Below are 14006 nucleotides of genomic sequence, written 5' to 3'. Positions count from 1 at the left end.
GAACCAGAAAAACTTTAGAGGATGCTTACGCATCCTAAAGCTGCCGGCGGCCCAAATCCCGGATTATTTGTTGGACTGGGATTTTTCGGCGGGGGCGCATTGGGGTAGTTCCCGCATTATATGCGCCCCGCCGAAAATCCAGTCCAACAGACTTGCCGAGATAGAGGACTGCGGAGCCTGAGGAGTAGCGTAGCTATCTAAAAGTTTTTGGTGCCGCTTTTTCCAAAAAGCGGCAGTTCTCTGCGGGTAGACACGAATAAACGAACAGTTAAATAAAATAGATGAAGAAGCCCCACGGCGGGAGGTAGAAATGAGAGTGGCTATGCAAAACCGCAAGCACCGGCGAACCGATTTGACCGAACGAGCCGTTGAAATCGTCGTCGTAGACCTCGAAATCCGCATGATCCGGCGAGAAGTTGAAAAGCGCCATGACCAGCGAATCCCCCACCCTTCGTTTGACAGCAAACACCTTGTCCGACAAGGAGTTGTCCATCGCATAGAGATCCCCTCCCGCCGTCCCGCCCCACAAAGCCGGATGCGAGTGCCGCAACCCATTGAGTTCCTGATAAAACGCCGTCCACTCTCCGCCGAGAGCCGACCAATCAACACCATCCTTGTCGAAGAAAGCCAACTGCCGATCCGACCCCGCCTCCTGCCCGTTATAGATCAGCGGCATCCCCGGCAACACATAAGTCAATGCCGCCATCATCCGCGCCGCAGCCCCGAACCGAGCGAACTCCGACCCGTTCCACGAATTTTCGTCGTGATTCGACGTGAACCGCATCCGCAAAGCCGCCGCCGAATAGTCCCCCGCCTCGTACAAGAGCCTGTTTCGAAGAGCCGCCGCAGGTTCCGATACCCTGCCTTGCGCAATATCCACCATCAAATGGTGCACCTCCCACGAGTAAGTCGCATCGAACGCCACCCGGTGAAACTCCGCCCCCTCCGCCTCTGCCAACATGAACAGCCCGCGCGACTGAGCATCCATAAATGCCTCCAAATCAGGCACACACGCCTCCCAGAAAGCCAACGGTTCGAGCATCGCCATATCCACCCGAAACCCGTCGATCGCCGTCTCGCGCAGCCAGAACAGCATCGCCTCCGTCATCCCCCGCCTCATCTCCGGATTGTCGTAATCCAGCTGCGCCGTATCCGTCCAGTCGTACGGCGTCGCAATCTCTCCCGTCTCCGGATCGTGCTTGTACCACTCCGGATGCTGACCGATCCACACCGCATCGCGTGACGTGTGGTTCGGCACCCAGTCCAAAATGATCCGCATCCCCAGCCGGTGCACCTCCTCCACCAACGCCCGGAACTCCTCGAACGTCCCGAACTCCGGATTCACCCCGCAATAGTCCCGCACCGAGTAATAGCTCCCCAACGTCCCCTTCCGCCGCTCCTCGCCAATCGGATAGATCGGCATCAGCCACAAGATATCTACCCCGAGCGCCTGCAAACGAGGCAATTGCTCCCGCACCGCCGCAAACGTCCCCTCTGCAGAAAACTGCCTGACATTCAACTCATAAATCACCGCCCGCGAAGCCCACTCCGGATGCCGCTTGCACGCCGGCGGCTGACAACGATACAACAACTGCCCCATTCTATCCGATTTTTATACTGATTTCTTCCTTACCAATCTTATACAAATCTCCGCCGATCACCACTCCCGCCTCCACTCCATTTTCCGAAGAGACCGCCACCTCGCCTCTCGCCACGCGAATCGAAAGAATCGCCCCCCGGTAGTGAATCTTGAACGCCAGCGCACTCCACCCCTCCGGCAACCGAGGCACAATATGCAACCTCCCGTCACATCCCACCCTCACCCCACCGAACCCCTCGATCACCGACAACCACGAACCCGCCATGCTCGTAATGTGCAACCCCTCGTGCACCTCGCGGTTGTAGTCGTCCAGGTCAAGGCGCGCCGTCCGGAGGTACAGCTCATACGCCTTTTCCGCCCGTCCCGTCAACGAAGCCAGAATCGAGTGCACGCACGGCGACAGCGACGATTCGTGCACCGTCCGCGGCTCGTAGAAGTCGAAATTCCGCGCAATCACCTCCCTGTCGAAAAACTCCTGAAAGAAATACAACCCCTGAAGCACATCCGCCTGCTTGATGAAGCAGCTCCGCAGAATCCGGTCCCACGACCAATGCTGGTTGATCGGCCGCTCGCTCGCAGGAATATCCTCCGCCCGCCGTTGCTCCTTGTCCATGTATCCCTCTTGTTGCAGGAAGATCGTCTCGCCATCTGCCAGAGTCAACTCCGGCAGGAACATCCCCTCCGCCATCTCCGCCCACCGCGCCAACTCGGCCGCCGAAACCGCTGCCGCCCGGTGTTTCGAATCACGGGCCGCCACATATCCCACCGCCTCCACTGCATACCGCAAACACCACGCCGCCAGGTAGTTGGTATACCAGTTATTGTTGACATTATTTTCATACTCGTTCGGCCCCGTCACCCCCAGAATCACGTACCTCCCCTTCGGCTCCGACCACGTCGCCCGCTGCGCCCAGAAGCGCGCGATACCAATCAAAACCTCCGCCCCGCCCTCCAACAGATAGTCCTGCCGCCCCGTATAGCGGCAAAAATTATAAATCGCGTAGGCAATCGCCCCATTCCGGTGAATCTCCTCGAACGTAATCTCCCACTCGTTGTGACACTCCTCGCCCGTCATCGTCACCATCGGATAGAGCGCCGCCCCATCCGTAAATCCCAGTTTTTCCGCATTCTCGATCGCCTGCGGCAGCTGTTTATACCGATACAAGAGCAGCTGCCGCGCCACCTCCTCGCCGCACGTCGCCAGGTAGAACGGCAGACAGTACGCCTCCGTGTCCCAATAGGTGCTCCCCCCGTACTTCTCGCCCGTAAAACCCTTCGGCCCCACATTCAACCGGCTGTCCCGCCCCGTGTAAGTCTGCAACAGCTGGAAGATACAGAACCGGATTCCCTGCTGCGCCCGCTCGTCGCCGCCGATCGCCACGTCGCACCCCTTCCACCGTTCCGCCCACGCCCGTTCGTGCGCCGCCAGCACCCCTTCAAATCCCTGTTCAAGAGCCCTTTGTGCCACCCCTACAGCCGCTCTTTGCAATTCAGCGGTATCCGTATAGTTAAGTGAAGAGGTAACCCCCACGAACTTCTCAACGACAACCGACTGCCCCACACCAAGCCGCCCCTTGTAAGCCTCCGCCACCCGTTCGCTCGCCGAAGCATTTTCCCCGACCGCCTCCGAATCCCCATAACAGATCCGGGTACGCTGCGCCCAACACACCTCGAACCCCGTCTTCCGCGTCCGCATCGTCAGCGCATCATTATCTCTGTCCAAAGAAGATAGCTCCCAGAACTTTTCGTCGTAATTGGCATCCTCGTTGCGCACATCGCCCTCCACAAACGCCGTCGCCACCACCTCCGCATCACCCGACAGCAAAGTCAGCCGATACGACACCGCCCCCAACTCCGGTTCCGCCATCGAAACCAGCCTCCTCGCCTCCACCGCCACCCTCGCCCCGCTCTTCGGCAGCACCGCAGTAAACTCCCGCGTCAAAAGGCCCCGCCGCATGTCCAGCTCCCGCCGAAAATCGCCGACCTCAACCCCCGGAGCCGCCAAATCCAGCCGCTCGCCACCTATATAAATATCCACCCCCGGCCAGAACGCCGAGTTGAGCACCTTGGCAAAATACTCCGGATAGCCGTTCTTCCACCACCCCACCCGCGTCTTGTCCGGATAGTAAACACCACCGATATAGTTTCCCTGCAACGACTCGCCGCCGAAAAACTCCTCGAAATTGGCCCTTCCCCCCATCGCCCCGTTCCCGATGCTGAACAAACTCTCCGACGCCATACAGGCCCGCCCATCCCGAGGATCGAACCCCGTTTCGACAATCTTCCACGGATCGATTTCCAATTTACGTCCTCCCATTACCGTAACGTATTAAGCTGATTTTTAACCTCTTTCCACGAAATTCCCTCAAATCCCAACACCACCAGATCGGCCTTTCGCAAAATATCCGGCGACCCGATCCCCACGCTATACATTCCGGCAGCACGCGCCGCCTCGATGCCCGCCTCGGCATCCTCGAACACCACACACTCCGCCGGCAGAATACCGCCCCCCAGCATCGAAGCACAGGTCAAAAAGACCTCCGGATCGGGCTTCGTCCGGCTGACCATCGTCCCGTCCACCACCTCGTCGAACAACTCCCCGATCCCCAGCCGCCCGAGAATAATCCCCGTATTTTTACTGGCCGACCCCAGCGCCGTCCGCACCCCGTCCGCACGCACCTCCTCCAAAAACGACAGCACGCCCGGCAGAATCTCGTCCGGCGTCATCCGCGAGATATACTCCACATACCACCCGTTCTTCCGCGCCGCCATCTCCTCTTTTCGGTCGGCCGTAAAAGCATCCGCCCCGAATCCCCCCACCTCCAGCAATATATCGAGCGACCGCATCCGGCTCACCCCCTTGAGCCGTTCGTTATCCCGCTCCGAAAAGTCGAAACCCAACTCCCCGGCCAGCCTCCGCCAGGCCAGATAGTGGTATTTCGCGGTATCGACAATCACGCCGTCCAGATCGAATATCGCTGCCCGAATACTCATAATTCCGTTTCCTATATATCCTTTGGGTCAAATATAGGAATTTTTAGACGGAATCTCACCTCCTCAGTCCGCCCCGGGCTACCGCCACTATTACACGGGCGCACTGGGCGGCGTCGGCAGCTACGGGTACAGCTGGTCGTCCGCCATCAGTGACACCAGCGGTGTGTTCCTGACCTTCTACACGCAAAACCTCTATCCCTGCGACATGAGCTACCGTGCCCACGGTTTTCAGTTGCGTTGCCTCTCGGAATAAACCGCCTCTACCCCGCCCGGAACAAAACGTCCAACGCATCACGAAACAAGCTCGGCCCAAGAGACGATCCCGTAATAAAAAAGTTTGCCGGCACGAACTTCGGTTCGTACCGGCAAACTGCAAAATACCTCTCCACAGCAAACGCTACAACAACTTGTTGAGTTTTTCGGCCAGCGCCGCCTTGGTCGTCGCCCCCACCTGCTTGTCCACCACCTGTCCCCCCTTGACGAAAATAATCGTCGGGATGTTCCGGATCGAGAACTGAGCCGCAATCGCGTCGTTCGAGTCCACGTCGCACTTCCCGATGACCGCCTTTCCGGCATATTCCGCAGCGAGTTCCTCCACGATCGGCCCCACCATCCGGCACGGCCCGCACCACTCCGCCCAAAAATCGATCACCACCGGCTTATCCGAGGCCATCACCTCCTGAAAATTACCCGAATTGATTTCCAATGCCATAACAAATTGAGTTTTAGTAGTTTTTAATAATGAAATCCAAATTCTGTGCCAGAGCAGAAGCCCACAAATCTAATCAATTTATCCGGCATTTGAAACCATAACTTTCTATCAGCCCCACCACCTGTCCGCTCAGTTCGATCTTCGGCGCACGAGTACGCAGCGCCACCCTGACTCCCGTCTCCGGGTCGAAAATATGGAACAACAACGAGACCGGTCCCGCCGCCATAGCCGCCGCAGCCGACAATTCAGCGATAAAGTCCGTCGAGAGCTCCTTCACCGGCACCGTCACCACCAGCTCCCGGATATCGGTCTCCATCACCTCCGGCAGACTCTTCATGCTCTTGATCACGATCTCCATCTCGCCCTGCCGGAAGCGGCTGGGCTGCACCCGTCCCTTGATCAGAATGGAGTTCTGCTCGAAGCAGAAAGAATGAAACGTCTCCCAGTCCTTGCTCCAAAGCGTAAAGGTATAGCTTCCGCTGAAATCCTCGATGGTGAACCTCCCGTACGGTTTCCCCGTCTTCGTCGTGAGATACTGCGCCGAGGTGACCATCCCCGCCACCGAAAAATCCCGATCCCGCAGCGCCGTCAGGTCGCTCAGATCGCTCACCGCATTGGAGCAGTATTTTTCGATCAGAATCCGGTAGTCGTCCAGCGGGTGCGACGAGAGATAGATTCCCACCACCTCGCGTTCCCGCTCCAGCATTTCGAGTTTTCCCCACGTCTCGGCCGACGGAATCTCCGGTTTCTGGACCATCACGCCCGACATCATATCTCCGAACAGGCTGTTCTGCTTCTGTACCCGCTCGGCCTGCACCAGGCTGCCGTACCGGATCAGCGATTCGATGAACGAAGCCCCTTTGCTGTCCTGCGCGAAGAACTGACTCCGGTGGAACGACGTAATCGAATCCAGCGCTCCCGCCAACGCCAGACATTCGATATTCTTCTTGTTGACCGTCTGGAGGTTGACCCGTTCGACGAAATCGAAAATATCCTTGAAATCCCCATTGGCATTCCGCTCCTCGAGAATCGCCTGAACGGCATTTTCCCCCAGCCCCTTGATCCCCCCCAGCCCGAAACGGATGTTCTGTTCGCTGTCCACCGAGAAGTGGTGCCGGCTCCGATTGACATCCGGCCCCTTGACCGGCGCTCCCATCCGCTTGCACTCGTCCATGAAGAAGCTGATCTTCTTGATATCCGACAGATTGCGGCTCAAGAGCGCCGCCATGAACTCCGCCGGATAGTGCGCCTTGAGGTAAGCCGTCTGATACGACACATAGGCATAGCACGTTGAATGCGACTTATTAAAGGCATATGACGCGAACGCCTCCCAGTCGCCCCAAATCTTCTCGCACACCGCCCGGTCGTGCCCGTGCGCCACCGCCCCGTCCAGAAAATCGCCCTTCATCTTGTCCAGCACATCTTTCTTTTTCTTCCCCATCGCCTTCCGCAGCGTATCGGCCTGCCCCTTCGTGAACCCCGCCAGCTTCTGCGACAGCAGCATCACCTGTTCCTGATAGACCGTAATCCCGTAGGTATCCTCCAGATACTCCGCCATATCCGGCAGGTCGTACGTAATCGGTTCCCGCCCGTGCTTCCGCGCGATGAAGTTCGGGATGTACTCCATCGGCCCCGGCCGGTACAAGGCGTTCATCGCGATCAGGTCCTCGAACCGGTTGGGCTGCAACGCCCTGAGGTGCTTCTTCATCCCCGGCGATTCGAACTGGAACAGCCCGGTGGTCTCCCCGTTGGAATAGAGCTCGAAAGTCTTCTTGTCGTCCAGCGGAATCGCGTCGATGTCGATCTCGATCCCCTTCGACTCCCGCACGTTCTCCACCGCATCCTTGATAATCGACAAGGTTTTGAGCCCCAGGAAGTCCATCTTGATCAGCCCGGCATCTTCCACCAAACTCCCTTCATACTGTACCACAAAGAGTTCCGCATCCTTCGCCGTCGAAATCGGCGCGAACTTTTCGAGGTCGTCCTGTCCGATAATGATTCCGCAGGCATGCACCCCCGTCTGCCGCACCGACCCCTCCAATTTCTCGGCATAGCGGAGCGTATCCCTCACCAGCGGATTGTCCGACTCGCGCTCCGCCGCCAGCTCCGGCACCTCCTTATAGGCCTTTTCGAGCGTCGTTCCCGGTTTTTCCGGCACCATTTTCGACAGCCGATCGCTCTCCGACAGCGGCAGCTTCTGCACCCGCGCCACATCCTTGATCGACGACTTGGCGGCCATCGTCCCGAACGTGATGATGTGCGCCACCCGCTTCTGGCCGTACTTCTGCACCACGTAGTGCATCACGTCCTCGCGTCCGTCTTCGTCGAAGTCGATATCGATATCGGGCAGCGAAATCCGTTCCGGATTGAGGAAACGCTCGAACAGCAAGTCGTACGCGATCGGGTCGATATTGGTGATTTTCAGGCAGTACGCCACCACCGATCCCGCCGCAGATCCACGTCCCGGCCCCACCGAGACCCCGATCTCCCGCGCCGCCCGGATAAAGTCCCACACAATGAGGAAATAGCCCGGAAACCCCATCCACTCGATAGTTTTCAACTCAAAATCGATCCGCTCCCGGATCGCCTCCGTCAGCTTCTTTCCCGGATACCGTTTTTCCGCCCCCTCCCACACAATATGGCGCAGATACAAATATTGTCTGGCGGTCAAAAGTAGTTCCGCCACCTGTTCCCCCACCGCCCCGATCTCCTGTTCCGAAGCGCAGGCGTCGACGCGCGCCTGCATAGCCTGAAGCTCCTCCGGTTTATCCTTATATATCTTCCCGAGCCCCACCGCGATCGACTCCTTGAGCGGCTCCAGCTCCACCACGAAGTCGTCCGGCAAGAGGAAGTTCGGCATATACGGCTTATGGCTCAGCGAATACTCCTCGACCTTGTCCACAATCTCCTGCGTGGTGGCCAGCGCCTCCAGATTGTCCGGAAACAGGGCCGCCATCTCTTCATAACTTTTGAGATACTCCTGCCCCGTGTAGCGCATCCGCTGCGGGTCGTCCAGATCGCGCCCCGTGCTGAGGCAGATCAGCCGGTCGTGCGCCTCGGCATCCTCCGCCAGAATATAGTGCACGTCGTTCGTGGCAATGTATTTGATCCCGTACTTCTCGGCCAGCTTCAGCAACACTTTATTGACCATCACCTGATGATCGTAGACCTTCGCATCGCGAGTCGGATCGCCGGTTTTGTGGGCCTGCAACTCCAGGTAGTAATCCTCGCCGAACAGGTCGTGAAACCATCTCACCGCCTCATCCGCCCCCGCCATATCCCCCCGCATGACGAGCTGCGGAATCTCGCCCCCCAGACAGGCCGAACAGCAGATAATCCCCTCGTGGTACTGTTGCAGCAGCTCCTTGTCGATCCGCGGATTGTAGTAGAACCCTTCCGTCCAGGCGTACGACACGAGCTTGATCAGATTGTGGTATCCCTCCAGATTTTTGGCCAGCAGAATCAGGTGATGTCCGCTCCGGTCCTCCTTTTCGGTCTTCTCGAACCGCCCCCGCGCCGCCACATAGACTTCACACCCGAGAATCGGTTTGACCCCCGCCGCCCGCGCCGCATTATGAAACTCCTTCACGCCGAACATATTCCCGTGGTCGGTAATGGCCAGCGCCCCCATCCCCAACTCTTTGGCCCGGGCCAGCAGCTTTTTGATAGCCGCCGCACCGTCCAGAATGGAATATTGCGTATGTACATGAAGATGAGTAAATTCTGCCATTTCGACCGGATATTTTCTTTTGCGAGAGGTTCTGTACAAAGATAGTTTTTTCCGAAACGCCGCCGCCGGCGAAAGAGAAAAAATCCGCCGCGGTTCAGGTAAAGCATCCGCATGGCACTGACTTCCATCGCCCTGCGTCCCGACCGAAAATTTTCCAAAGAGCCACAGACAAAACCTGAGGACTGCGGAGCCTAAGGCGTAGCGTAGCTATCTGAAAGTTCTTTGGGTACCTTTCTTTCAACCGACGCTGCCAGCGAGGGCAATGCAAACAAAGTTTGCAAATTGCCGAGCGGCGAGGAGGAACCGAGTAGCGTACCGAGAGCAGAGACCGTTTACGGACTCTGCCAAGGTAGCACGAGGAAGCCGAAGGCAACGCGTAAGCCAACGAGAACAGTCCCCTCAAGCCAATTGTGTGCTGCTGCCTAAAGAGGCGATTCAACTATTTCGGCGATGAGCCGAAAGAGAATGAATCGCCCGAGGCGCGCGACAAAGAACTGGGGGCAGCGAACCAGTAAGCGATACGTAGTATCGCTCCGTCCTGCCGGGGTCACCCGGCCGCCGCCCGCGCAGGGCAGTTCTGTCCAGCTCAAAGCTCGACGCGCGCCATACTTTGGGAGGCGATTCAACTATTTCGGCGATGAGCCGAAATAGAATGAATCGCCCCGGCGCGCAAACAGAGAACGGGACGAGGAAGTAGGGCCGAGGCTGCCAGTGGAAATGCGTAAGCATTTCCCGTCCACGGGACGTGGGGCCCGCGCGGCCCGAGCGCAGTTCCGTCCGGTTGGGGTAGAGGCTGCCAATAAAACACCCTGTGGGTGCGCCCGCCTAAGAGGGCATATTCTGCCGATTGGCGGTGAGCCAATCGGCAGAATTGCCGCGAGCGACTTAAAAACGCATTAACAAGTCCGCGCGCCGTCACCTTGAAAGGGAAATTCTGTCAAAATGCACTCGTGCGTTTTGACAAGATTTCCAAAGGCGCGCGAACAAGAACCGCGAACAAGAAACAAGGTCGAAACCCTGCGACCCGCAAGGGGCGCGCGGGCCGGAGCCACCCCAGGCGTAGGCCTGCAACTCGACGGAGCTCGTTTTCGGCCACGCTGGCCCCGACCCGACAGACCCCGCCCCGGGCTACCGCCACTACGCCTCGGGCGCACCGGGCGGCGTCGGCGGCTACGGCTATAGCTGGTCGTCTGCGGTCGGCGGTACCTATGGCATGAGCTTGAGTTTCCGTTCGCAGGCCCTCTACACCAATGGCTCGGACCACCGCGCCCACGGTTTTCCGTTGCGTTGCCTCTCGGAAGAAACGGGGCAGGGCGGACAATGAAAGAACCTTTCACCTGCAAAACAAACAGCCCGGAGCGAACGGAATCGCCCCGGGCCGAACAATACCATCTCCTAAAAATTATACCAGCCGCCGCACCAGCTCCTCGCGGTCGCCGTACAGATAGTCGATCAACGGAATCTCGATCATCGTGTAGGCCCCCGGCTTCTGGAGCAGCGACGCCCGCGCCGCACCCACCATGATCTGCGCCGTGAGCGCCGGATTGTTGATGCTCATATTGAATTCGAACCGCTGGTTCGGCGTCCGGCCCGACACCCCCTTGCGCGTCAGGTTCACTCCATGCCCCATGTCCAGCAGCGCATCCACCGACTCCACCTGCATCACATGCGTCTCGTCGTGCACGAAATAGGGATCCGCCTTGATCGCCGCCGCCACCTTCGCAAAATCATGCCCCTCCTCGACCTCGATATAGACCATCCGGCGATGAATCCCCGTTCCCGTCGGAATCGTCATCGACAACGCCGCCCTGACCCCCTCGACCGCCTTGACCGCCACCGTGTGCCCCATGCTCATCCCCGGCCCGAAGTTCGTGTACGTCAGCCCCTTCGGCGCGCACACCTCCATCAGCGCCCGCACCATCGAGTCCGTCCCCGGATCCCACCCCGCCGAGAGCACCGCCACCGAACCGCTGCGCCGTGCCGCCGTGTCCAGCGCCCGCCGCGTCGGGACGATCTCCGTGTGGATGTCGAAACTGTCCACCGTATTGATCCCCAGCTCCAGCGCCCGTTCTGCATACTCCTGCGCGCTCCGGCTCGGCGTGCAGAGGATCGCCACCTGCACATCCTTCAGCGCCTCCAGCGTCGTCACCACCGGATATCCCGCCAGCTCGGCCGGCACATTCGACGCATCGCGCCGCACCACGCCCGCCACCTCGAAATCCGGCGCCGTCTGCAGCGCATCCAGCACATACCGCCCGATATTTCCGTATCCGACAACGGCCGCTCTGATCTTTTTCATAGTCTGTCTGTGTGATTTTGATTTTCGTGGTGCAAAGAAAGCGAATCCGCCCCGTTTCTCCATGCTCCGAAACGCAAAAAAAGTTATCTTTGAATCGGACAAAACCTCCGCGTCATGTCTATGATCTTCAAATTCAGAATGCTCAGCGACGAAGCCGACGACTTCGTCCGCGACTACGAAGTGCCCTACGATATGAACCTCGCCGACTTCCACACCTACGTGCGCCAGTCGGTCGGTTACAGCCCGGCCGAGATGGCCTCGATCTTCACCTCGGACGCCGAGTGGGAGAAACTGCGCGAATTCACCTCCGTCGACATGGGGCTGGAGAGCGAAGACGACAGTTTCGCCGTTCCGCTGCCGATGGAACGCGTCAGCCTGGGGCAGATCGTCCGCGAGAAGTTCGGCCGGCTGATCTACGTCTTCGACATCTTCGCCGAGCGGCAATTTTTCATCGAACTCATCGAGAGCAAGTTCGCCGAAGAGGGGGTGGCGTATCCGCGGATAGCGGCCGCCGCGGGCGAACCGCCGGCCCAGCAGCGGGAGAGCGATCCCGCAGCATTTTCCGAGCGGGACGCTTTTACCGACGACCGTTCGATTTTCGACGAAGCGATGGACGAATTCGGCGGATTCGAAGGGGACGACACCTATGACGACGACTACGCCTATTAAACGTCTGATCGTCGTCCAGGGGCCGACAGGCGTGGGGAAGACCGCCGCAGGCGTGGCCTTGGGAAAGCATTACGGCGCCCCCGTCGTTTCGGCCGACTCGCGCCAGGTCTACCGGGAGATGGCGATCGGCACCGCCGTCCCCTCGCTGGCGGAACGGGACGGCGTACCCCACTACTTCATCCAGAATAAGAGCATTCACGAGCCTTTTACGGCGGGAGATTACGAGCGGGAGGCCTTGGCCTTGCTCGACGAAGAGCTCTTTCCGAATGCGCCGGACGTCTTGTTAGTGGGCGGTTCGGGCCTCTATGTGAACGCCCTGCTGGAGGGTTTCGACGACCTGCCGGAGTCCGACCCGGCTCTGCGGGCGGAGCTTACAGCCATGCCATTGGCCACGCTGCTGGAGGAGCTGGAACAGAGCGATCCGGCCTATTATGCCGTGGTGGACAGACAGAATCCGCAACGGGTGATCCGCGCCGTCGAAGTTTGCCGACTCAGCGGACGACCGTACTCGGCCCTGCGGAGCGGAGTGGCCAAGAAGAGAGATTTTACCTATATTAAAATAGGTATCGACCTGCCGCGCGAAGAGCTGTACGCCCGCATCGACCGTCGGGTGGAACAGATGGTCGCGGAAGGGCTGTTGGCCGAAGCGGAACGGCTGTACCCTTACCGCCATTTATCCGCCCTGCAGACCGTGGGTTATCGGGAGCTGTTCGACCATTTCGCCGGCCGGTGCTCGCAGGACGAGGCGGTGGAACTGATCCAGCGCAACACACGCCGGTACGCCAAACGACAGCTGACCTGGCTACGGCGCGATCCGCAGATCCGCTGGTTCGGGCCGGCCGACACGGATGCCATGATTGCGTATATCGATGGGAATCTTTAAAATACTGTTTTGGGGACGGTCAGGCTCATCCCGCCAACCGTCGGGTTCCGATCGGCCGGCAAGCGGGCAAGGAGGAACGCCGCTCCATTCGGTCCGGCGGCGCTACCTGCTGCTCGGCGAGAGTTACGGCATAGTACTGCACCGGGAATCGACGCGCAATTCACTGAGAATCAAAGACAATAACTTCCATCTCTCTCTTCATCCGGCCACACGCGAGAATTTCGAGGAATTTCTGCGGAACTGGTACCGCCGTCAGGCCCGGAAGAGTTTTCAGGCCGCCGTCGACCGCTGGCTGCCGCTGTTCCGGGCCGCAGGGTATACTATCGCACCGCCGCGCCTGAAAATTTTCGTCATGCGGCGCGCCTGGGGACGGTGCTACTATACGAAAGGGCTGATCACGCTGAACCTGCATCTGGTCAAGACACCGCAGGCATGTATCGACTATATCGTCCTGCACGAGTTGTGCCACTTCGTGGTGAGCAACCATTCGCAGGCCTTCTATCGGCTGGTCGAATCCTTTCTGCCTGCCTGGCGCGAGGCGGATGCCCGGTTGAAAACATTCGCCCGCGAACAACGGATTATCCGGTGACTATTCTTCCCGTACTACGATCTATTACACTCGCCCCGGGCTTCCGCCACTACACCTCGGGCACGCTGGACTACGTCGGCAACGGCGGGTACAGCTGGTTGTCCACGTCCTATGATTCGGGCGACCACTACCATGGCATGTACTTGGGCTTCACCGCGACGGAATTCGGCCCCAACAACGCGGACCTCCGCGCCTGCGGTCTTCAGTTGCGTTGCCTCTCGGAATAAACGGTGCGTGTCGCACTCACAAATGGCCGGGTCTACCCTAACAGGCAGACTCTACCCTATTGGGCTGATACAGCCTTAGCGAAACGCAGTTTCGCCCGTCCACGGGACGTGGGGCCCGCCCGGCCCGAGGGCAGTCGATGATCGACGCGCGCCGACGCCTAAGGAGGCGATTCAACTCTTTCGGCGATGAGCCGGAAGAGAATGAATCGCCCGGCGCGCGGACAAAGAACTGTTCGAAAATTTGGGCTGACACAGCCGCAGCGAAACGCAGTTTCGCCCGTCCACGGGACGTGGGGCCCGCGC

10 protein-coding genes are annotated in these 14006 nt (G+C 59.1%); 4 read left to right on the top strand and 6 right to left on the bottom strand.

Annotated features, from left to right (window positions below; translation table 11 throughout):
• Positions 1–268 precede the first annotated feature (268 nt).
• From QZ292_RS06885 to QZ292_RS06860, 6 genes are all read right to left on the bottom strand, one after another.
• Positions 269–1600, bottom strand: coding sequence for an alpha-amylase family glycosyl hydrolase (locus tag QZ292_RS06885; protein WP_294599734.1), 1332 nt, complete (start codon positions 1598–1600; stop codon positions 269–271).
• 1 nt (position 1601) lies between these two features.
• Positions 1602–3917: a family 65 glycosyl hydrolase domain-containing protein gene (locus QZ292_RS06880; protein WP_294599732.1), complete on the bottom strand. Its 2316-nt coding sequence runs from the start codon at positions 3915–3917 to the stop codon at positions 1602–1604.
• A complete protein-coding gene (pgmB, locus tag QZ292_RS06875; protein WP_294599729.1) occupies positions 3917–4594 on the bottom strand; it encodes a beta-phosphoglucomutase in 678 nt (225 codons plus the stop codon). The genes QZ292_RS06880 and pgmB overlap by 1 nt, the downstream gene beginning before the upstream one ends.
• Before the next feature lie 397 nt (positions 4595–4991).
• Positions 4992–5306, bottom strand: a complete 315-nt coding sequence (gene trxA, locus QZ292_RS06870) for a thioredoxin (protein WP_294599726.1) — start codon at positions 5304–5306, stop codon at positions 4992–4994.
• A gap of 73 nt (positions 5307–5379) precedes the next feature.
• Complete coding sequence (gene dnaE, locus QZ292_RS06865) at positions 5380–9036, bottom strand: DNA polymerase III subunit alpha (RefSeq protein WP_294599724.1); 3657 nt, start codon at positions 9034–9036, stop codon at positions 5380–5382.
• Positions 9037–10438: 1402 nt separating this feature from the next.
• Positions 10439–11335: a diaminopimelate dehydrogenase gene (locus tag QZ292_RS06860; RefSeq protein WP_294599721.1), complete on the bottom strand. Its 897-nt coding sequence runs from the start codon at positions 11333–11335 to the stop codon at positions 10439–10441.
• 120 nt (positions 11336–11455) lie between these two features.
• Here QZ292_RS06860 and QZ292_RS06855 point away from each other — a divergent pair, with 120 nt between their 5' ends.
• Genes QZ292_RS06855 through QZ292_RS06840 form a run of 4 tightly spaced genes read left to right on the top strand, consistent with a single transcriptional unit; the run spans position 11456 to position 13703 of the window.
• Positions 11456–12004 (top strand): hypothetical protein, encoded by a 549-nt coding sequence (locus QZ292_RS06855; protein ID WP_363324073.1) that lies wholly within the window; start codon positions 11456–11458, stop codon positions 12002–12004.
• Complete coding sequence (miaA, locus tag QZ292_RS06850) at positions 11982–12887, top strand: tRNA (adenosine(37)-N6)-dimethylallyltransferase MiaA (RefSeq protein ID WP_294599715.1); 906 nt, start codon at positions 11982–11984, stop codon at positions 12885–12887. Before QZ292_RS06855 ends, miaA begins: the two co-directional genes overlap by 23 nt.
• On the top strand, positions 12874–13476 hold the full coding sequence (locus QZ292_RS06845) for a YgjP-like metallopeptidase domain-containing protein (RefSeq protein WP_294599712.1): 603 nt from the start codon (positions 12874–12876) through the stop codon (positions 13474–13476). Before miaA ends, QZ292_RS06845 begins: the two co-directional genes overlap by 14 nt.
• Entirely contained in the window at positions 13473–13703 is a 231-nt protein-coding gene (locus QZ292_RS06840) for a hypothetical protein (RefSeq protein WP_294599709.1), read from the top strand. Before QZ292_RS06845 ends, QZ292_RS06840 begins: the two co-directional genes overlap by 4 nt.
• The last annotated feature ends 303 nt before the right edge of the window (positions 13704–14006 follow it).

The sequence above is a fragment of the uncultured Rikenella sp. genome, assembly GCF_910577125.1.
In the GTDB taxonomy this organism is placed as follows: domain Bacteria; phylum Bacteroidota; class Bacteroidia; order Bacteroidales; family Rikenellaceae; genus Rikenella.
Note: the sequence above shows the minus strand (reverse complement) of the source record. Positions and strands in the feature narration are given on the sequence as shown.